Origin of the sequence: Pseudomonas sp. ENNP23, from assembly GCF_001728945.1 — a bacterium.
Lineage (GTDB): Bacteria > Pseudomonadota > Gammaproteobacteria > Pseudomonadales > Pseudomonadaceae > Metapseudomonas > Metapseudomonas otitidis.
The window spans coordinates 16,303-34,498 of record NZ_LYSP01000047.1 but is presented as its reverse complement, the minus strand read 5'-3'; the positions used below and the strand labels follow the sequence as shown (position 1 = coordinate 34,498).

Annotated in this window: 19 protein-coding genes and 1 tRNA gene; 9 read left to right on the top strand and 11 right to left on the bottom strand. The window is 67.3% G+C overall.

The window, feature by feature from the left end:
* Positions 1-1,250: 1,250 nt before the first annotated feature.
* The gene (pqqF, locus tag A9G05_RS22350) at positions 1,251-3,665 is read right to left on the bottom strand and encodes a pyrroloquinoline quinone biosynthesis protein PqqF (RefSeq protein WP_069563035.1); all 2,415 of its coding nucleotides are present in this window, start codon (positions 3,663-3,665) and stop codon (positions 1,251-1,253) included.
* A 299-nt stretch (positions 3,666-3,964) separates the two neighbouring features.
* On the opposite strand from pqqF, the gene A9G05_RS22345 reads away from it, so the two are divergent.
* Positions 3,965-4,468 carry a DUF2165 family protein gene (locus A9G05_RS22345; protein WP_069563040.1) on the top strand — a complete coding sequence of 168 codons (504 nt, stop codon included), beginning with the start codon at positions 3,965-3,967 and terminating at the stop codon, positions 4,466-4,468.
* A gap of 86 nt (positions 4,469-4,554) precedes the next feature.
* On the opposite strand, the gene grxC is transcribed toward A9G05_RS22345, so the two are convergent.
* The gene (grxC, locus tag A9G05_RS22340; RefSeq protein WP_069563034.1) at positions 4,555-4,812 is read right to left on the bottom strand and encodes a glutaredoxin 3; all 258 of its coding nucleotides are present in this window, start codon (positions 4,810-4,812) and stop codon (positions 4,555-4,557) included.
* A gap of 44 nt (positions 4,813-4,856) precedes the next feature.
* Positions 4,857-5,372: a carboxymuconolactone decarboxylase family protein gene (locus A9G05_RS22335; protein WP_069563033.1), complete on the bottom strand. Its 516-nt coding sequence runs from the start codon at positions 5,370-5,372 to the stop codon at positions 4,857-4,859.
* 138 nt (positions 5,373-5,510) lie between these two features.
* Between A9G05_RS22335 and A9G05_RS22330 the strand changes: the two genes are divergently transcribed.
* Positions 5,511-6,332 (top strand): AraC family transcriptional regulator, encoded by an 822-nt coding sequence (locus A9G05_RS22330; RefSeq protein WP_069563032.1) that lies wholly within the window; start codon positions 5,511-5,513, stop codon positions 6,330-6,332.
* A 29-nt stretch (positions 6,333-6,361) separates the two neighbouring features.
* Here the strand turns inward: A9G05_RS22330 and A9G05_RS22325 are convergent.
* Positions 6,362-6,438 (bottom strand) — tRNA-Arg (locus A9G05_RS22325).
* A 93-nt stretch (positions 6,439-6,531) separates the two neighbouring features.
* Between A9G05_RS22325 and A9G05_RS22320 the strand changes: the two genes are divergently transcribed.
* Positions 6,532-7,008, top strand: a complete 477-nt coding sequence (locus tag A9G05_RS22320; RefSeq protein WP_069563031.1) for a GNAT family N-acetyltransferase — start codon at positions 6,532-6,534, stop codon at positions 7,006-7,008.
* A gap of 17 nt (positions 7,009-7,025) precedes the next feature.
* Here A9G05_RS22320 and A9G05_RS22315 read toward each other — a convergent pair whose 3' ends face one another.
* Both A9G05_RS22315 and A9G05_RS22310 read right to left on the bottom strand, forming a co-directional pair.
* On the bottom strand, positions 7,026-8,081 hold the full coding sequence (locus A9G05_RS22315) for a Glu/Leu/Phe/Val dehydrogenase dimerization domain-containing protein (RefSeq protein WP_069563030.1): 1,056 nt from the start codon (positions 8,079-8,081) through the stop codon (positions 7,026-7,028).
* 86 nt (positions 8,082-8,167) lie between these two features.
* A complete protein-coding gene (locus A9G05_RS22310; RefSeq protein WP_069563029.1) occupies positions 8,168-11,635 on the bottom strand; it encodes an indolepyruvate ferredoxin oxidoreductase family protein in 3,468 nt (1,155 codons plus the stop codon).
* A 198-nt stretch (positions 11,636-11,833) separates the two neighbouring features.
* Between A9G05_RS22310 and A9G05_RS22305 the strand changes: the two genes are divergently transcribed.
* The 4 genes from A9G05_RS22305 (at position 11,834) to A9G05_RS22290 (ending at position 13,137) form a co-directional block, all read left to right on the top strand.
* The gene (locus A9G05_RS22305) at positions 11,834-12,301 is read left to right on the top strand and encodes an Lrp/AsnC family transcriptional regulator (protein ID WP_069563028.1); all 468 of its coding nucleotides are present in this window, start codon (positions 11,834-11,836) and stop codon (positions 12,299-12,301) included.
* A gap of 204 nt (positions 12,302-12,505) precedes the next feature.
* Positions 12,506-12,745, top strand: a complete 240-nt coding sequence (locus A9G05_RS22300) for a hypothetical protein (protein ID WP_139131223.1) — start codon at positions 12,506-12,508, stop codon at positions 12,743-12,745.
* 10 nt (positions 12,746-12,755) lie between these two features.
* Entirely contained in the window at positions 12,756-12,935 is a 180-nt protein-coding gene (locus A9G05_RS22295; protein ID WP_069563026.1) for a hypothetical protein, read from the top strand.
* A 16-nt stretch (positions 12,936-12,951) separates the two neighbouring features.
* Positions 12,952-13,137 carry a PA3371 family protein gene (locus A9G05_RS22290; protein ID WP_069563025.1) on the top strand — a complete coding sequence of 62 codons (186 nt, stop codon included), beginning with the start codon at positions 12,952-12,954 and terminating at the stop codon, positions 13,135-13,137.
* Here the strand turns inward: A9G05_RS22290 and phnN are convergent.
* Positions 13,134-13,694 carry a phosphonate metabolism protein/1,5-bisphosphokinase (PRPP-forming) PhnN gene (gene phnN, locus A9G05_RS22285; protein WP_069563024.1) on the bottom strand — a complete coding sequence of 187 codons (561 nt, stop codon included), beginning with the start codon at positions 13,692-13,694 and terminating at the stop codon, positions 13,134-13,136. The two genes, A9G05_RS22290 and phnN, sit on opposite strands and share 4 nt — an antisense overlap.
* 451 nt (positions 13,695-14,145) lie before the next feature.
* Between phnN and A9G05_RS22280 the strand changes: the two genes are divergently transcribed.
* Positions 14,146-14,472 (top strand): Arc family DNA-binding protein, encoded by a 327-nt coding sequence (locus A9G05_RS22280; protein WP_044411587.1) that lies wholly within the window; start codon positions 14,146-14,148, stop codon positions 14,470-14,472.
* 104 nt (positions 14,473-14,576) lie between these two features.
* On the opposite strand, the gene mgtE is transcribed toward A9G05_RS22280, so the two are convergent.
* A complete protein-coding gene (gene mgtE, locus A9G05_RS22275; protein ID WP_069563023.1) occupies positions 14,577-16,019 on the bottom strand; it encodes a magnesium transporter in 1,443 nt (480 codons plus the stop codon).
* Between the two features lie 315 nt (positions 16,020-16,334).
* Between mgtE and A9G05_RS22270 the strand changes: the two genes are divergently transcribed.
* Positions 16,335-16,841 carry a DUF4124 domain-containing protein gene (locus A9G05_RS22270; RefSeq protein WP_069563022.1) on the top strand — a complete coding sequence of 169 codons (507 nt, stop codon included), beginning with the start codon at positions 16,335-16,337 and terminating at the stop codon, positions 16,839-16,841.
* A 106-nt stretch (positions 16,842-16,947) separates the two neighbouring features.
* On the opposite strand, the gene A9G05_RS22265 is transcribed toward A9G05_RS22270, so the two are convergent.
* The 3 genes from A9G05_RS22265 to A9G05_RS22255 are packed head-to-tail and all read right to left on the bottom strand — an operon-like array spanning position 16,948 to position 18,133.
* Positions 16,948-17,184 (bottom strand): hypothetical protein, encoded by a 237-nt coding sequence (locus A9G05_RS22265; protein ID WP_218187205.1) that lies wholly within the window; start codon positions 17,182-17,184, stop codon positions 16,948-16,950.
* A gap of 14 nt (positions 17,185-17,198) precedes the next feature.
* Positions 17,199-17,579, bottom strand: a complete 381-nt coding sequence (locus A9G05_RS22260; RefSeq protein WP_069563020.1) for a hypothetical protein — start codon at positions 17,577-17,579, stop codon at positions 17,199-17,201.
* Positions 17,576-18,133 carry a glycoside hydrolase family 19 protein gene (locus A9G05_RS22255; protein WP_256548478.1) on the bottom strand — a complete coding sequence of 186 codons (558 nt, stop codon included), beginning with the start codon at positions 18,131-18,133 and terminating at the stop codon, positions 17,576-17,578. The genes A9G05_RS22260 and A9G05_RS22255 overlap by 4 nt, the downstream gene beginning before the upstream one ends.
* Positions 18,134-18,196 lie beyond the last annotated feature (63 nt).

The window sequence follows — 18,196 nt, the reverse complement described above, 5'->3', positions numbered from 1 at the left end:
GTCATCCCCAACGCATCGAGGGAAGGCACCGCGCAGGGTGTATGGCGCTCTTTCCATCCACCAATGACGCTCGGCACGGCCACGAATGGTGGATCGGTGAAGCGCGATCCACCCTACGGTGCTTCGCCGGCAATTACGTGCCAAGACGCGATGGGCCACCGGTTCGTAGGATGCGCTGAGGCACGAAGCGCATCACGCCGGAGTCAGGCGCTTGCGCGATGTCATCCACAACGTATCGAGGGTGAGCACCGCATTGGGTGGATGGCGCTTTTTCCATCCACCAATGACGCTCGGCATGGCCATGAATGGTGGATCGGTGAAGCGCGATCCACCCTACGGTGCTTCGCCGGCAATTACGTGCCGGGGCGCGATGGGCTTCGCACAGCTCAGCCCATCCTACGGTGCTCTCCGGCAATTGCGTGCCAGTTCGTAGGATGCGCTGAGGCACGAAGCGCATCACGCCGGAGTCAGGCGCTCGCACGGCGTCATCCACAACGCATCGAGGGTAGCCACCGCGCAGGGTGTATGGCGCTCTTTCCATCCCCCCATGGCGCTCGACACGGCCACGAATGGTGGATCGGTGAAGCGTGCTCCACCCTACGGTGCTCGGCGGCAATCGTGTGCCGGGGCGCGATGGGCTTCGCACAGCTCAGCCCATCCTACGGTGCTCTCCGGTAATTGCGTGCCAGTTCGTAGGATGCGCTGAGGCACGAAGCGCATCACGCCGGGGGTTCAGGCATTTGCACGGCGTCATCCACAACGCATCGAGGGTGGGCACCGCATGTGGGTGGATGGCGCTCTTTCCATCCACCCATGGCGCTCGACACGGCCACGAATGGTGGATCGGTGAAGCGTGCTCCACCCTACGGTGCTCGGCGGCAATCGTGTGCCGGGGCGCGATGGGCTTCGCACAGCTCAGCCCATCCTACGGGTGCCACCGGTTCTATCGGTTCGGTTCGTAGGATGCGCTGAGGCCACGAAGCGCATCACGCCGGGGCTTCAGGCACGGCGGCGGCGCCGGGGCATCGGTAGCCCGGGCTGCGGGGCGAATGGCGCTCCATCCCCCCATGCGTTCCGCTTGAGGTCATCCACCTGACTGCCCATGTTGAAACCGATCCTGTTGGGCTGCCCCCATCTTCACGCGGGACTGCCGGCGGTCGTGACGCTCGCCTTTGGGCGGAGGACAACCGAAGGCCCGCCCAGGGGCAGGGCGCGGCTCGCTGTGCACGGAGTAGGACGCGGGGAGGGGCTTAGCGCCAGGGCAGGCCGGGCGACGGGGCGTTGGCCAGCAGGTGCCAGCCGCCCTCTCCGGCCACCAGCCGCGCCAGAGCGCGGTGCAGGTCGGCGGGAGCGAGGGTGGCGAGGGCCAGGGCGAGTTGCAGGTGCCAGTCCGCCGGCCGGGCGGCGAGGTGCAGGGTGCTGACGTTGCCGGGCAGGTCCGCGGCCGCTTGTCGCCATGCCTGCTGAAGGCCCTCGCGCAGGGGTTCGGCCTGCGCCAGCAGGGGCGGCGCCTGGTTTAGGAAGGCCTGCACCTGCGCCAGCACTTCGGGCACCGGCGTGTCGGCGGCCTGTACGGCGAAGACCAGTCCGGCCTGGCCGCCCATGTGGCGCAGGCCGGCGAACACCGCGTAGCCCAGGTTCAGCTCGGTGCGCAGACGCTGGTAGAAGGGCGATTCCAGGGTGCGCCCCAGCCAGTGCCAGAGCGCTTCGCTGCGGGCGCTGCGATCCGGCACTGGGCAGAACAGCACCAGCGCCGGCTCGCCCTCGCTCGGCAGGTGATGCCAGTGGTGGCCAGGGGCCAGAGCCGGCGGCGCGAGGCTGCGGGGCATCGCTTCGCCGGGCAGGGCGTCGAGCAGGGCCTGGACGCTGGGCAGGTCGTCGTCAGCCAGGCCGAGGGCGATCACGTCCCAGCGGCTGGCGTCGAGGCTGCGGCGGATGCTGGCAGGGCTGACGCCGGCCTGGCCCGGGGCAGCCCCTCGCGCGGTGCCGAGTACGTCGGGCAGGCAGTGCAGCAGTTGCCGAATCGGCAGTTCGGCGGCCTGTCGGTTGCGCCCGGCCTGCAGCAGCCGGGGGCCCTGTTCGCAGGCGGCCAGCGGTGGCGCCAGCACGGTGCGCAAGGCGGCGGCGAGCATGGCCGGTAGGTCGCGGGAGCGGCCAATGACACGCAACTGCCAATCCAGCCCCTGCTCCAGCAGCAGCAGGTCGCCGCCCTGCTGCTGGGCCTGGCTGCGCAACCCGCGCAGGGCACGCTGCAGGGCCGGGTGGTGGGCAGGGTCGCGGGTGCTGGGGGTGAGCCGCCAGCGCAGCAGCAACTGGGCGTGCTCGGGGTCACCTGGCCAGCGCATCAGCGGGGGCGCCGTGCGGGAGGTCTGTTGCGTCGCGACGAAAGCCTGGAAGGCCAGTGCGGGGCCGAAGTGCCAGCGCACCTCCGGGCGCAGGGGCGGCGCCAGGGGCGCGGGCTCCAGCGCCAGTTCGAAACCGGCCGACAGGCAGCGGGCCGAAACCGGGCGCGCCTCGCTCAGCAGACGCACGAGGCGGGCCGGCTGCAATTGGGCCAGCAGGGCGGCCAAGGCGCTGGCGGGCAAGGTGCCGTGGCGCTGCGCCTGGTCGCGGATGAATTCCAGGGGTGCCTGCCGGGGCGCGGGGGGCCGCTCGTGCAGGAGGCGCGCCCAGGGCTCCCGCTCGCGCAGGGCGGCGAGCCAGCCGAACAGGCCGCCTTCGATGCGGGCGCGGGTGTCGGCACTGGCATCCGCCAGGGCCAGCTCCAGCACCAGCAGGGCCTGGCCCTGGTGGTGATAGGTCAGATGCAGGTCGAGGCCGTCGCACAGGCCCTGCTCGCACAGCCAGCCCTGGAAGCTGCCGGGGCTTTCGTCCCGCAGCAGCTCACCGAGCAGAGCCACGGCGTCGGGCAGGGCTTCGGGCTGGCGCTCCAGGGCGAAGGCCAGCCACTGGCGCGGGGCGCCGGGCAGTTGCAGGCGCAGGCTGCGGCAGGTCAACGGCAGCAGGGGCGGCGGTGCCCGGTGTGGCTGCGCCTGGCCGGGCGGGCAGCCGGCGAAGGCCTGCTGGACGAGCGCCTGCACCTGCTCCGCCGGCTGTGGCGCCGCCACCCAGAGTTGCCGTTCGCCGGCTCCGGCGAAGTGCGCGAGGGCGGCCTGGAAGGCGGGGTCGTCGATGGCCAGGCTGTCGCGGTGCCCGGCGTGGAAGTCGGCCAGTGGGTGACCCGGCGCCAGTGCGGCGGCCAGGGCGGATTGGGCTTGGGTCCAGGGATCGCGCCCCCGGTTGAGGTATTCGATCTGCAGGATTTCCCGCTCGCGGCGTTGCAGGTCGAGGCCGGGCAGTGGCGCCTGGATCAGGTCGGCGAGCCGCTCCAGGCCGGCCTGGAGCCGGTCGGCGGGCAGTTCGAAGAAGTAGTCGGTGTGATGGGCCTGGGTGCTGGCGTTGAGGCGGCCACCGCTGGCCTGGACGAAAGGCATCAGCCGTTGGCTCTGGGTGAAGCGCTGGCCGCCGAGAAAGCGCAGGTGTTCGAGGAAGTGCGCCAGGCCCGGCCACTCGCGGGGTGCGTCATGGCTGCCGGCATGGACCCGCAACAATACGGCGGCCAGGGTCCCCGGCTGCTGCCAGGTGCGCAGGGGGAGCGGGCTGGAGGGGGCGGGCGTCTCGGACATGGGCTGCACCGTCGACAAATGCGCACAGCATCCTCAACCCGCGCCCACAGGGCAATGCTTCTTTGGACGTCAGCGGTGCCTTGACGCTCCGGCCTGGCCTGAAGAGAATCCGCGAGCCTTCCGGTGCGGCCGTTCCATCCAGCCGAGCCGCCGTGCTTCCCCGCCCGGCGCCGGCCTCAGGTCTTCCAGTCCCGATGTCCGCACCCGCGCGCCCTGCGCCCCCACTCGACCCGACCCAGAGCCCGGCTGCCTTGCCTCGGGCGCGCGGTCCTCCCCTACCCAAAAGGAATAACGGCATGATCCTGATCCGCCTGTCCAAGGCCGCCATGGTGCTGGCCATGGCTTTCTTCGCGACCTTGGTCGCCTTCGGCAACATCACCGACTACGGCACCAACTTCGCTTTCGTGCGCCATGTGTTCCTGATGGACACGCTGTTCCCTGACAACCAGATCATGTACCGCTCCATCACTACGCCCTGGATGCACCATGCGGGCTACATCTTCATCATCGCGCTGGAAAGCCTGACCGCCCTGCTCTGCTGGATCGGCGGCGTGCGCCTGCTGCGGGCGGTGAAGGCGCCGGCCGAGACGTTCCGCGCGGCCAAGGGCTGGGCAGTGGCCGGCCTGACCCTGGGCTTCCTGACCTGGCAGGTGGGCTTCATGTCGGTGGGCGGGGAATGGTTCGGGATGTGGATGTCGAAGCAGTGGAACGGCGTACCGGATGCCTTCCGCTTCTTCATCACGCTGCTGGTGGTGCTGATCTACCTCAGCCTGCCGGAGGATGGTGTGCCCCGGGAGGCCTAAGAACCTGCGCTCAACGGGAGGCCAGCCGGGTAACCGGCCTGGGCCACCCGTCTCCCCCCTGGCGGATCGGCGATCCCCGGCCCGCCCTATCTGCCAAGCCAGGCATCCAGTTGGCCCTGACGCTCCAGGGCGGCCAGGTCATCGAATCCGCCCACGTGCCGTGGGCCGATGAAGACCTGGGGCACGCTGCGGCGCCCGCCGCTGCGTTCGAGCATTTCCCCGAAGCGTTGCGAGTCGAGCTGCACATCCACCTCGGTGGCGACCACGCCCTTGCGCTGCAGCAACGCCTTGGCGGCGATGCAGTACGGGCAGGTGCGCGTGGTGTAGAGGATCACGTCGTTCATGGTGTTCTCCAGGTGCGGGCGGTCACCCACCCGCGCGGGGTGGATCAGTGGGCCGGCGGGAAATCCACGTCGGTGTGGGCGAGGTTGTTGAGGTAGTTGGTCAGGGTCATCAACGTGACCTGGGCCACCACCTCGACCAGCGCGGCATCGGTGAGGCCGGCGGCGCGTGCCTCGGCCAGTTGGGCGTCGGACAGGGCGCCACGGTTCTCCACCAGTTGCCGGGCGAGGCGGGTCAGGGCGTTGGCCTGGCCGTTGCGTGCGGCCTCGATGTCGTCGGCCGAGAAGCCGGCCAGGGCGCTGAAGTGACCATGTGCGGCCAGGCAGTAGTCGCAGCCGTTGACGGCGGATACGGCGAGGGCGATCTGTTCCCGCTCACGGGGGCCCAGGCTGCCCCGGGACAGGGTCTGGGACAACTGCAGGTAGCCCGAAAGCACGGAAGGCGCATGGGCGAGGGTCTGGAACAGGTTGGGCACGAAGCCGAGGCTCTTCTGCACGCCGTCCAACTGCGGGCGGGCGGCGGTGGAAACGGCATCGGGGGCGACGGGGGCGATACGGGGCATGGCGGATTCTCCTGTGGGGGTGGGTATCCCTTGTGGATACGGTTCCCATGCTAGGGACACGCTCTGAACCCATGGACGCAGAAACTCGCGATCTTGCAACCGATCGTCCAGAATCCAGCCTTTGACTGGAGCCTGACCATGGATCGACTTTCCGCCCTGCTGGGGCACTTCGGTGTCCAGGCGGGCACGTTCTTCAGCGGGCCCTTCTGCGGTCTGGAGGCCTTCGGCCAGGACAGTCGCAGCGGCCATGTACACCTGTTGCAGGGCGGCCGCGTGGTGCTGCAGATGGACGACGGCAGCCACTGGACGCTGGAGGAGCCCTGCCTGGTGTTCTTCCCCCGCCCCTATGCCCATCGCCTGGAGGCCAGCGAGCTGGACGGCACCCGGCTGGTGTGCGCGACCCTGGCCTTCGGCGGGGCCTCGGGCAATCCGCTGGCGGCGGCGCTGCCGGACTACCTGGTGCTGCCCCTGAAGGCGCTGCCCCGGCTGGCCGACAACCTGGACTGGCTGTTCGCCGAGGCGTTCGGCGAGGCCTGCGGGCGACGGGCGGTGATGGACCGGTTGTTCGAGCTGCTGGTGATCCAGTTGCTGCGCCACCTGCTGGACCACGGCGGGCTCGCTACAGGCATGTTGGCGGGCCTGGCCGATCGGCGCCTGTCGAAGGCCCTGAACCTGATGCACGAAGCCCCGGCACATCCATGGACGGTGGCGGAGCTGGCCGGCGCGGTGGCCATGTCCCGCGCGGCCTTTGCCGCGCACTTTCGCGCCGTCACCGGGCAGACACCGGCCGACTATCTGGTGCAATGGCGCGTGGGCCTGGCGCAGAAGCTGTTGCGCGAGGGCCGGCCGATCCCTCATGTGGCGGATGCGGTGGGCTATGAAAGTCCGTCGGCGCTGGCGCGGGCCTTCCGCCGCAAGACGGGGGCAAGTCCGCGGGAATGGTTGCTGGCACAGGAGTGACGGGCGAGGACGCCGGGGCGGCGTGGGGATGGTGTCCCAGAGTGGGTTCGAACCACCAACCTTCCCCTTAGGAGGGGGATGCTCTATCCAATTGAGCTACTGGGACATCGGAACGGGCGGCATGTTAGCGGCGCTCGACGTTTTTGTCATGCCACTGCCACCGGCTAGGCTCAGACTTTCGGAAAAAAGGAGCGACACCATGCAACCGAGCCGCCTTGATCCCCTCCCCGACTCCCCTTTCGTGACCCTGGACCTGCGCGCCGCCAGCCCGGCCGATGCGCCGGCCCTGGCGCTGCTGCTGCACCAACTGGGGCCGGACGAGCCGCAGCCGGACCCGACGCTGCTGGCGCTGCGCCTGGAGAACCTGCCGGCCGGGCGGGAGGTGCTGGTGGCGGAGCGGGAGGGCCAGTTGCTGGGCACCTGCACGGTGATCCTGGTGGAGCACCTGGCCCACAACTTCGCCCGCTCGGCCATCGTCGAGGACGTGGTGGTGGACGCGGAGGCCCGTGGCCTTGGGGTGGGCAAGGCGCTGATGGAGAAGGCGGCGGAACGTGGCCGGGCGCTGGGCTGCTACAAGCTGGTGCTCTCCAGCGGGCTGGGCCGCGAGGCGGCCCATGCCTTCTACGAGTCCCTGGGGTACCGGCGCCACGGGGTCAGTTTCTACCTGGACCTGTAGCGCCGACGTCGCGCGCCTCAGACCCGCCCGAAGCGCTCTTCGGCCAGGCGGTCGGCCACGTCGGTGGTGGTGCGGCCTTCCTGGTCGGCGCGCTGGAAGATGGTCTTGAGGGTGGCGCCGATGCCTTCGATGTGGGCCTTGAGGGCCGCGGTGCTGCCGCCGCTGCGCTCGTAGTGCACGTCGATGATGCCGCCGGCGTTGATGGCGTAGTCCGGGGCGTAGAGGCAGCCGTTGCGGCGCAGTTCCTCGGCCAGTTGCGCGTCGGCCAGTTGGTTGTTGGCGGCGCCGGCGACCACGGGGGCGCGCAGGGCTTCGAGGGTCTGCAGGTTGAGGATGCCGCCCATGGCGCAGGGGGCGAAGACGTCCACGTCCAGGCCGTAGATCTCGTGCTGGCCGACGGCCTTGGCGCCCAGTTGCTCGACGGCGCGGCGCACGTTGGCCTCGACGATGTCGGTCACCCACAGTTCGGCCCCGGCGTCATGCAGCATACGGGCGAGGTGGAAGCCCACCTGGCCGACGCCCTGGATGGCGACGCGCAGGCCCTTGAGGTCGTCCCGGCGCAGGCGGTGCTGCACGGCGGCCTTGAGGCCGATGAACACGCCGTAGGCGGTGGACGGTGACGGGTCGCCGCTGCGGGTTCCGCCGTCGAAGGCTTCGCGGGTGTTGGCACCGGCCACGTGGCGGGTGCGCTCGGCCATGATCTGCATTTCCGTCGGGCCGGTGCCGGAGTCGGCGGCGGTGATGTAGCGCCCGCCGAGGCTGTCGACGAAGTCGCCCATGGCCTGGAACAGCGCTTCGGTCTTGTCCTTGCGGGGGTCGCCGAAGATGACGGCCTTGCCGCCACCCAGTGGCAGGTTGGCCAGGGCGGACTTGTAGGTCATGCCACGGGACAGCCGCAGTACGTCACGCAGGGCCTGCTCGTCGTCGGCGTAGGGGAACATGCGGCAACCGCCGAGGGCGGGGCCGAGGTTGCGGTTGTGGATGGCGATGATGGCCTTGAGGCCGCTGGCTTTGTCGTGGCCGTGGACGACCTGCTCGTGGTGGTCGAATTCGACGTGGCTGAAGACGGACATGGGGGTTCCTCGATTCGGGTTGGGCGTGTTTCAAGTCGATGGGGCGCCCTCCCCCATGGACTGGGGGAGGGGCCTCCGATCAGGCGTCAGGCTGCCGGGTCGAACAGGTGCAAGACCTGCACGTCGCTGGCGGTGAGGCGCGCGCGCAGTTGCTGCTCCTGCTGGCGGACTTTGGCCAGGGCGCGCTCCTTCACCGGGCCGTAGCCACGGATCTGCTCGGGCAGTTCGGCCAGGGCGACGGCGGCGGCGTAGTTGCCGGGGCGCAGCTCCTTGAGGATCAGCTCCACCTGGGCTTCGTACTCGTCGATCAACTGACGTTCGAGCTTGCGCTCGTGGCTGTAGCCGAAGGGATCGAGGGCGCTGCCACGCAGGAAGCGGAAGCGTGCGAGGACGTCGAAGGCCTTGAGCATCCAGGGGCCGAAGCGACGCTTGCGCGGCTCGCCGGTGGCCAGGTCGGGCTTGGCCAGCCAGGACGGGGCGAGGTGGAATTCGAGGCTGTAGTCGCCCTCGAACTGCGCCTCCAGTTGCTTGCGGAAGCTGGCGTCGCTGTAGAGCCGGGCCACTTCGTATTCGTCCTTGTAGGCCAGCAGCTTGGCGTAGTAGCGGGCCACGGCGCGGGTCAGGGCCTTGTCTTCGCCGATGTCGGCCTGGCGCACGCGCTCCACCAGGGCGCGGTAGCGCTCGGCATAGGCGGCGTCCTGGTAGGCGCGCAGGTGGTCGGCGCGGTGCTGGACGATTTCTTCCAGGGTTTCGCAGCGCGGGGCTTCGATCTCGACCGGGCGGGCGAGCTTCTCCACCGCCTGCAGGTCGTGGGCGGCACGGCGGCCCCAGAGGAAGGCCTGCTGGTTGAGGGTGACGGCAACGCCGTTGAGTTCGATGGCCTTGTCGATGGCGGCGGCGGAGATGGGCACCAGGCCCTTCTGGTAGGCGTAGCCGAGCATGAACAGGTTGGTGGCGATGCTGTCGCCCAGCAGGCGGGTGGCCAGGCGGGTGGCGTCGACGAAGTGGGTCTTGGCTTCGCCCACCGCTTCCACCAGGGCGTCACGCATGGCGGCGCCGGGCACCTGGGCGTCTGGGTTGCGGGTGAACTCGGCGGTGGCGGCCTCGTGGCTGTTGACCACGGCGGTGGCGATGCGGTCGTTGAGCTTGGCCAGGGCCTCTTCGCTGGCGGCGACCACTAGGTCGCAGCCCAGCAGCAGGTCGGTCTCGCCGGCGGCGATGCGCACGGCGTAGATGTCGTCCTGCCTGGCGGCGATGCGGATGTGGGTGATGACCGGGCCGAACTTCTGCGCCAGACCGGCCTGGTCGAGCACGGTGCAACCCTTGCCTTCGATGTGGGCGGCCATGCCCAGCAGGGCGCCAACGGTGGTGACGCCGCTGCCGCCAACGCCGGGCAGGAGGATGTTCCAGGGCCGGGCGAGGCTCGGCTGGCGCGGCTCGGGCAGGGCGACGAAGAGCGCCTTGGCTCCGGCGGCCTCGGGCTTGCGCAGGCTGCCGCCGTGGACGGTGACGAAGCTGGGGCAGAAGCCTTCGACGCAGGAGAAGTCCTTGTTGCAGGCGTTCTGGTCGATCTGCCGCTTGCGGCCCAGTTCGGTTTCCAGGGGCAGCACGGAGAGGCAGTTGGACTTGACGCTGCAGTCACCGCAGCCCTCGCACACGGCGGGGTTGATGAAGGCGCGCTTGGCCGGGTCGGCGAGCTTGCCGCGCTTGCGGCGGCGGCGTTTCTCGGTGGCGCAGGTCTGGTCGTAGATGATCACCGAGACGCCCTTGAACTCGCGCAGTTCGCGCTGTACGGCGTCCAGCTCGCGGCGGTGGTGGAAGGTGACGATGGGCGCGAAGGTGGCGCGGGTGGGGTACTTCTCGGGTTCGTCGGTGACCAGGGCGATGCGTTTGACGCCTTCGGCGAAGACCTGCTGGCTGAGCTGGTCGACCCGCAGTTCGCCGTCGATGGGCTGGCCGCCGGTCATGGCGACGGCGTCGTTGTAGAGGATCTTGTAGGTGATGTTGACGCCGGCGGCGACGGCGGCGCGCAGGGCCAGTTGGCCGGAGTGGAAGTAGGTGCCGTCCCCCAGGTTCTGGAAGATGTGCGGGGTGTCGGTGAAGGGGGCCTGGCCGATCCAGGTGGCGCCCTCCCCGCCCATCTGGGTGAAGGTGTCGGTGTTGCGGTCCATCCACTGGGTCATGTAGTGGCAGCCGATACCACCCTGGGCGCGGCTGCCTTCGGGCAGCTTGGTGGAGGTGTTGTGCGGGCAGCCGGAGCAGAAGTGCGGGGTGCGCACGGTGGTGTGCTTGGGTGCGGCGAGGGCCTTCTCCTTGGCGGCAAGGAAGGCCAGGCGCGATTCGATCTGCTCGCTGGTGTAGATGGGGGCGAGGCGCTTGGCGATGACGCGGGCGATCATCGCCGGGGTCAGCTCGCTGAGGTTGGGCAGCAGGGAGTTGCCGTGCTCGTCGAATTCGCCGACGACGCGCGGGCGCTTGTCCACGGGCCAGTTGTAGAGCTGGCCGGTGAGCTGGTCCTCGATGATGCTGCGCTTCTCTTCCACCACGAGGATTTCGTCCAGGCCCTGGGCGAATTCGTGCACGGAGACCGGCTCCAGTGGCCAGCTCATGCCGACCTTGAGCACCCGCAGGCCGACCTGGGCGCAGAGCGCTTCGTCCATGCCGAGGTCGTTGAGGGCCTGGCGCACGTCGAGGTAGGACTTGCCGGTGGTGATGATGCCGAGGCGCGGGTTGGGCGAGTCGAGCTTGACCTGGTTGAGGTTGTTGGCCAGGGCGAAGGCGCGGGCGGCGTAGATCTTGTACATGTTCAGGCGCTTTTCCTGCGCCAGGGGCGGGTCGGGCCAGCGGATGTGCACGCCGTCCTCGGGCAGGACGAAGTCCTTGGGAATCTGCACCTGGACCCGCAGGGGGTCGACGTCCACCACGGCGGAGGAGTCGACGTTCTCGGCGATGGTCTTGAGGGCCACCCAACAGCCGCTGTAGCGCGAGAGTTCCCAGCCGATGATGCCGTAGTCGAGGATCTCCTGGACGTTGGCGGGGTTGAGCACGGGGATGGAGGCGGCGATGAAGGCGTGCTCGCTCTGGTTGGCGATGCTGGAAGACTTGCAGCCGTGGTCGTCGCCGGCCAGCAGCAGGACGCCGCCGTGGGCGGATACGCCGGCGGAGTTGCCGTGCTTGAAGACGTCGCCGCAGCGGTCCACGCCCGGGCCCTTGCCGTACCACATGGCGAACACGCCGTCGTAGCGGGCGCCGGGGAACAGGCTGGTCTGCTGGCTGCCCCACACGGCGGTGGCGGCCAGTTCTTCGTTGACGCCGGGCTGGAAGTGGATGTGGTTGTCCCTGAGGAAGGACTTGGCTTCCCAGAGGCTCTTGTCGAGGTTGCCGAGCGGCGAGCCCCGGTAGCCGGAGATGAAGCAGGCGGTGTTGAGGCCGTGGGCCTTGTCCCGCTGCTTCTGCAGCATGGGCAGGCGGGTGAGGGCTTGGGTGCCGGTCAGGTAGAGGTGACCGGTTTCGAGGCGGTATTTGTCATCCAGGCGGATCTCGGCCAGTGACATGCGGGCGCTCCTTTTATTTTTATGGCGACCAGGATGGCCACGGTTGGGGCCATCGTCCCGTCCCTGGGCAGGATCGCTGCCCGGAACGCATGCCCAATAATCTGACCGAAGGGTTCTGCTTTTTTCTTTCTATTTTCGGGCGCCAAGGCCAGACTTGCGCATGATTCATCCAACAAGAACAAGATTACGGACTGATTCATGCACACCCTTCTGAGCCCCATCGATCGCAAGATCCTTCGTCTGTTGCAGCACAACGCCGACCTCTCCGCCGCCGAAGTGGCGGAACGGGTGGAGCTGTCCCAGTCGCCCTGCTGGCGACGCATCCACCGCCTGCAGGAGGAAGGGCTGATCGAGCGCAAGGTCGCCCTGCTCAATCCCCAGCGCCTGGGGTTTTCCATCACGGTGTTCGTCAACGTGAAGCTGTCGGCCCACGGGCGCAACAACCTGACGGAGTTCGAGGACGCTATCGTCGGCTACCCGGAGGTGCTGGAGTGCTACACCATGGCCGGCGGCTCGGACTACCTGCTGAAGGTGGTGGCCAAGGACATTGCGGGCTATGAACGCTTCCTGCGGGACCATTTGCTGCAGCGCCCCCATGTGCAGGAGGCGCACTCGAACATCGCCATGAGCGAAGTGAAGCGAACCACCGAACTGCCCCTCGACTGAGCCGGCAACAGGCCCGTTCCAGAGCGCCTGCGCGATACCGTGCAATTTGCAATGCCGGGAATACCCCACCTTGCAAAGTGCACGGAAGGAGCGTTTCGCTTTCTATTTAAATATTTGATTTATATGGATTTTTTATAAAATCCAGCTTGGCACGACACCTGCTCTTATCCATGGCAAAAGGACCTATGGATGCAGGACCCTCCCATGAACAGCCTCTTCACCCTGTTCGTCGCCATCGCCGTCACCCTGCTCGTGGCGTCTGGTTTCGCTGCCTTGCACGGGCAGTACCAGCAGTACGCCACCCGCCAGGCGATTGCCGATATCCGCATTGCGCCGATGGAGTTCGTGCATGCACGGCAACCTGCTACGAGCCAGCCTGCGGCCAGGGCACTGCGCATGACCGAGCAGCAGGTTCCCGCTCCGGTCCAGCGCCTGTCGTTCTGAGGGCGGTGCGATGCAGCTTGATTACGCCCTCTGGAGCCTGGCGCTCCCGGTCGCGGTCCTGGTGCTGGCCGGTTTGGCCTGCCTGGCGTTCTGGGTGATCGACTGCGTCACCTCGCCGGAGCGGCAGGCCAAGCGACGACGTGCCGAGCGCCCCGATGGGGATGGCTCCGAATACGACCCTTTCTTTTGAGTGCAAGGAGCCCGAAATGTCGAAGTCGGCCTTGATCTGCCTGATGGTGTGCGTGCTGTGCAACGTCGGGCTGTGGCTGGAGCCGGGTGAAACCGCGTGGCTGGCACAGGCCCTGAAGATCGGGCTGGCCACCAGCGGGGTGCTGCTGGTGCTGGCGCTGCTGGTGGGTAAGCGGGTCAAGTTCGATCCGGTGCTGCGCTAGTCCACCGTACCGAGGATCGTCAGCAGGCGTTCGAGGGTGGTTTGCAGGTCGCCGGAGTTGTCGAGTATCACCAGCCCTTCACTCTCTTCAGCCAGCAGGGCCTGGGTAAAGGCGGCGTTGCGGGCCAGACGGGCTTCGATCTCGTCCGCGGTCTCCCGCCCCCGGCGCAGCAGGCGCTGACGCAGAACGTCCGGAGCCACGTCGAGCAAAATGGCCTGGAGACGGGGGTAGCACCTACGCGCCTCGGGAAGATAGCCGCGGGAACCATTCACCAGAACACTCAGCCCATTACCCAGCCAGTCATCGATTTCCCTGGGAATGCCGTAGGAAAGTCCGTTGGCATGCCAGCTCATGGCGAAGGCGCCCTGGGCTTCCAGCTCATTGAAACGCTGGGGCGTAACCGCTTCGGCCGCCTCCCCCACCGCTTCGGCGGAGCGGGTGATGACCCGCCGGACCACCCGGCAACCGCGCTCGGCCAACTGGGGCCGGGCGGCGTCAAGCAGGCTGTCCTTGCCCGAGCCTGAAGGTCCGATGAGATAGAAGAGCCTGCCGTTCATGGGGTTCTCGCTCGCGCTACCGAGGGGCCTGGAAACGGCCGCCACGATACCGGGATCCGACCTGTTTTGGCAGCCTCGGTCGCCTGGAATCACCGAACGTCGAACAGTATCAAAACGCCAGCGCAGCGGCGTTATCATGGCAACCGTTCGGCAGCCTTACTGAACGAAGCGGCTGTCTGACGGTCGATTCACCGGCAAGCGCTCTGACCAGGGCTCCGAATTGCACAGTGACTCGCATTTCGGACAATTGGTGCTGGCAAAAAGCCTGCACCCAGCCCAGAATTTACGACACAGTTTTGACGTCAAGGAAACGTTGCATTGACCTCCAGGGTCACTCCTGACGCCAAATGCGATGTCGGGCGGAACGCCTGATGCGAAGGATTGTCAAACCGGTGACAATCACGTAGCTCATTGCCAGCATCGCTCCCTGAACTAACCGGTTTATGAATGTATGCGCCCTATGAAACAGGCTATCTACTCCAGCCGTACCGCTGACAAGTTCGTCGTCCGTCTGCCGGAAGGCATGCGTGAACGCATCGCCGATGTGGCCCGCAACCACCACCGCAGCATGAACTCCGAAATCATCGCGCGACTGGAGCAGAGCATGCTCCAGGAAGGTGCGTTGGATGAGGGGTTGAGCATGCGGATCGACAGCCCGGAGCTTTCTCTTCATGAGCGCGAGCTGCTTCAGCGCTTCCGTCAACTCTCCCGCCGCCAGCAGAACGCCCTGGTCGCGCTGATCGCCCACGACGTGGAACTCGCCGCCGAAGAAGCGTGAGTCCGTTGCGACATTCAAGAGCCGCCCTAGAGGCGGCTTTTTATTGCCTGCGATTTAACAGGTCGGAAGAAAAAGGCCCCGCGTGTGCGGGGCCTTGGGGTTGGTCAGAGCAGGAAGATGGTCGCCAGCCCGAGGAAGATGAAGAAGCCGCCGCTGTCGGTCATGGCGGTGATCATCACACTGGAGCCCATGGCCGGGTCGCGGCCGATACGGGCGAGCGTCATGGGGATCAGCACGCCCATCAAGGCGGCGAGCAGCAGGTTGAGGGTCATCGCGGCGGTCATCACCACCCCCAGCGACCAACTGCCATAGAGGTAGAAGGCGACCACACCGATCACCCCGCCCCACACCAGGCCATTCACCAGGCCCACGCCCAGCTCCTTGCGCAGCAGGCGTGAGGTGTTGCCGGGGCTCAACTGATCCAGCGCCATGGCGCGGACGATCATGGTGATGGTCTGGTTGCCGGAGTTGCCACCGATACCGGCGACGATGGGCATCAGTGCAGCGAGGGCCACCAGCTTCTCGATGGAGCCTTCGAACAGGCCGATCACCCGCGAGGCGACGAAGGCGGTGATGAGGTTGATGGCCAGCCAGGCCCAGCGGTTGCCGACGGATTTCCAGACCGAGGCGAAGATGTCTTCCTCCTCGCGCAGACCGGCCATGCTGAGGACTTCGCTCTCGCTCTCCTCACGGATCAGGTCGACGATCTCGTCGATGGTCAGACGGCCGATCAGCTTGCCGTTCTTGTCGACCACCGGAGCCGATACCAGGTCGTAGCGTTCGAACGCCTGGGCCGCGTCATTGGCGTCCTCGTCCGGGTGGAAGCTCACCGGGTCGCTGGCCATCACTTCGGCCACCAGCTTGTCCGGGTCGTTCACCAGCAGGCGCTTGATCTGCAGCACCCCCTTGAGGATGCCGTCGTAGTCGACCACGAACAGCTTGTCGGTGTGGCCCGGCAGCTCCTTGAGGCGACGCAAGTAGCGCAGGACCACTTCGAGGGTGACGTCTTCGCGGATGGTGACCATCTCGAAGTCCATCAGCGCACCGACCTGATCCTCTTCATAGGACAGTGCCGAACGCACACGCTCGCGCTGTTGGGCGTCGAGGGACTCCATCAGCTCGTGGATCACATCGCGGGGCAGCTCGGGGGCCAGGTCCGCCAGTTCGTCCGCGTCCATCTCCTTGGCGGCGGCGAGCAGCTCGTGATCGTCCATGTCGGCGATCAGCGTCTCGCGGACGGCGTCGGAGACTTCCAGCAGGATGTCGCCATCGCGCTCGACCTTGACCAGTTGCCAGACCGTCAGACGGTCGTCGAGCGGCAGGGACTCAAGAATATGGGCGATGTCAGCGGGGTGGAGTTCGTCGAGCTTGCGCTGGAGTTCGGCAAGGTTCTGACGGTGGACCAGGTTTTCCACCAGATGATGGTGCTGACCTTCCTGACGGTGGGTCAGGTCTTCCACCAGCTTGTGGCGATGCAGCAGTTCGACCACCTGGGCAAGGCGTTCCTGCAGGCTTTCTTGAGGCTTCTTTACTTCTACTTCGGTCATAGCGCGCTCCACCCCCAGTGGCGGCGCACGCCAAGGAGGGTCAATCAGTCAATACGCGATTGGCAAATCGAGATCTTGAGTAACTACTGGGTAAGTCCATGAGGGGTGTCCAAAAGCCTCGGCGAGGCTGACCGCGCAATGATAACACCGGTCGGTCATTTTGCGCGTTACAAAATCGTGGCCAGAACAATCGGTTGCAGCACAAAGCTGAGATTGCTTGCACCTTCCGTGGGACGTCTTCATGCCCCGGCGAGGCACCGTTGGGAAGCAAGTAAAGCAGATACCTTCGAGGCTCATCGTCATGGAGGACCGCTCATGCTTCGATACGTCGCCACCCTGGCCCTGCTGCTCGCCGCACCGCTCACCGCGCCACAGGCCGCCACCATCTACCACTGCAAGGGCCCGGACGGGCGCATCACCTACTCGCAACTGGGTTGCCCCGACGACCAACGCATCGCCAGCCAGGAAACCGCCCCGGCCCACGGTGAGGCGGAGTACCTGCTGCCGCCGGCCAAACCCGAACGGATCGTGCGCAGAAGCCGGAAGGAAGCGGCCGAGAATCGGCGCGAAATAACGGTGGTGGGAGAACGACAGGACGGCTGCGGCAATCGGATCACAGGCACCGAACGGCGCCAGGCGATGTTGCGCAAGCAGGTGCGCACCGGAATGACACAACGGGACGTGGAAAGCATGCTCGGCAAACCAGACCGGATCACCCGCAGCAACGGGCTGACCCGTTACCACTACGCGCCGAAGAAAGGAAAGGGACGCAGCCAGGCCGTCGCGTTCGACGAACAAGGCTGCGTCAAGGGAAGGCGCTGACGCAGCGCCTGGAAGGCAGGAAATGGGAAGGGAACGGACGCCCCCCGGCAGGCCGCTGAATAACCCACGGCGTTGCCATAGCAGCGCCCAGGTGTTCAACAGCCCGCTAGCGGCAGGCGTCCAAAGCGGCCACGAGCTCTCGCTCGTAGCCCATGCGCTGCAGGCGTTCGGCCCGCAGCACTTTCATCTGTTGATCGATCGGCGCATCCAGCGCCAGCGCCGATACGGCAAAGGCCGGAGCAGCCGGAAGTTCGACACGACACGGAACCGGCACCGGCACGCGCACCTCCATGGGCGGCGGCACAACGGGCGCGGTGCATCCGACCAGCAGGCCCAGGGGCATTAACCACGCCCCGTTCATGGCGCACGCTCGCGCCGAAGCTCCTCGGCAAACGCCCGCCTCGCGGCCTCACAGGCATCGGCCGAAGGCGTGGGCTCCAGCATCACCTGGGCGGCAGCGTGGTAGTCACGGGCGGACCGGGAGCGCGACTCGGCAACAGCCGCCTCGGCGCGCTCGCTGCGCGCACGTCCCTGGCGCTCCAGTTCGGCCATCGCCTGGCCCTGCTTGAGCAGCGCCAGGCGATTGGCCTGATCGGCCTGTTGCAACGCGACCAACTGCGCACGGGCCTCGTCCAACCGGGGCCGGTAGAACTGCCCGGCCATCCAGGCACCGAACCCGACCAGCCCGAAGGCACACAGCCCCCAGGCCAGCCAGCGGCTAGAAAGAAAGGCGCTCATGCCAGCGCCTCCCGGAACTTCGCCCACAACGCCCGACGCTCGGCCAGGCCATTGAGCCCACCGTTGATGCGCCGGGTGATGGCCTCGAAGTCCCCGGCATCCGCCAGTTCGTTCAGCCCGTTCACCTGCCAGAACCAGGCGGCCGAAAGCACGGCCGGCTCCGGCTGGGCGAGCAGATCCGGCTGCTCCACCAGGGGCAGCCCCAGCGCAGCACCGCAACGCTGGTACTGGGCCCGACCGGTGATCTGCAACAGCCCCCTGCCCCGGTACCGCCACCCGTCTCCGGAAGCTTCGGGGCCGTTCCCCATGCGGTTGGCATACACCACATTGGCAATCGCCTCGGGCCGACGGTGGAGGGCCCGGGCCAGCGCATTGGGCTGCCCATCCGCGCCCCGGAAACGTCCCGGCCAGGTAGCGGCCAGGCCGGTGGCGCTGTAGTTGAGGTTCTCGGTCAGCCGGGTGAAACCGGCGGACTCATGGGCGGCTTGGGCGAAGAAGGCGGATTGGCGGGTGGGGGTGGTGAGGGAGAAGCGTCGTAGGTACTCGTCAGTCATACAGCGGATGACACCTACATCCTTCTGGCATACAGCCCCAGAAGACATCACTAAATCCGCGAC

Excerpts from the sequence above, each read along its gene's own strand:
- grxC (WP_069563034.1), bottom strand. The coding sequence starts at position 4,812 with ATGAACGACGTGATCCTCTACACCACGCGCACCTGCCCGTACTGCATC.
- mgtE (WP_069563023.1), bottom strand. The coding sequence starts at position 16,019 with ATGACCGAAGTAGAAGTAAAGAAGCCTCAAGAAAGCCTGCAGGAACGC.
- A9G05_RS22310 (WP_069563029.1), bottom strand. The coding sequence starts at position 11,635 with ATGTCACTGGCCGAGATCCGCCTGGATGACAAATACCGCCTCGAAACC.
- A9G05_RS22260 (WP_069563020.1), bottom strand. The coding sequence starts at position 17,579 with ATGAGCGCCTTTCTTTCTAGCCGCTGGCTGGCCTGGGGGCTGTGTGCC.
- A9G05_RS22290 (WP_069563025.1), top strand. The coding sequence starts at position 12,952 with ATGTCGAAGTCGGCCTTGATCTGCCTGATGGTGTGCGTGCTGTGCAAC.
- A9G05_RS22300 (WP_139131223.1), top strand. The coding sequence starts at position 12,506 with ATGAACAGCCTCTTCACCCTGTTCGTCGCCATCGCCGTCACCCTGCTC.
- A9G05_RS22335 (WP_069563033.1), bottom strand. The coding sequence starts at position 5,372 with ATGCCCCGTATCGCCCCCGTCGCCCCCGATGCCGTTTCCACCGCCGCC.
- A9G05_RS22280 (WP_044411587.1), top strand. The coding sequence starts at position 14,146 with ATGCGCCCTATGAAACAGGCTATCTACTCCAGCCGTACCGCTGACAAG.
- A9G05_RS22255 (WP_256548478.1), bottom strand. The coding sequence starts at position 18,133 with ATGACTGACGAGTACCTACGACGCTTCTCCCTCACCACCCCCACCCGC.
- A9G05_RS22295 (WP_069563026.1), top strand. The coding sequence starts at position 12,756 with ATGCAGCTTGATTACGCCCTCTGGAGCCTGGCGCTCCCGGTCGCGGTC.
- A9G05_RS22270 (WP_069563022.1), top strand. The coding sequence starts at position 16,335 with ATGCTTCGATACGTCGCCACCCTGGCCCTGCTGCTCGCCGCACCGCTC.
- A9G05_RS22330 (WP_069563032.1), top strand. The coding sequence starts at position 5,511 with ATGGATCGACTTTCCGCCCTGCTGGGGCACTTCGGTGTCCAGGCGGGC.
- A9G05_RS22315 (WP_069563030.1), bottom strand. The coding sequence starts at position 8,081 with ATGTCCGTCTTCAGCCACGTCGAATTCGACCACCACGAGCAGGTCGTC.
- A9G05_RS22320 (WP_069563031.1), top strand. The coding sequence starts at position 6,532 with ATGCAACCGAGCCGCCTTGATCCCCTCCCCGACTCCCCTTTCGTGACC.
- A9G05_RS22265 (WP_218187205.1), bottom strand. The coding sequence starts at position 17,184 with ATGCCCCTGGGCCTGCTGGTCGGATGCACCGCGCCCGTTGTGCCGCCG.
- A9G05_RS22305 (WP_069563028.1), top strand. The coding sequence starts at position 11,834 with ATGCACACCCTTCTGAGCCCCATCGATCGCAAGATCCTTCGTCTGTTG.
- phnN (WP_069563024.1), bottom strand. The coding sequence starts at position 13,694 with ATGAACGGCAGGCTCTTCTATCTCATCGGACCTTCAGGCTCGGGCAAG.
- pqqF (WP_069563035.1), bottom strand. The coding sequence starts at position 3,665 with ATGTCCGAGACGCCCGCCCCCTCCAGCCCGCTCCCCCTGCGCACCTGG.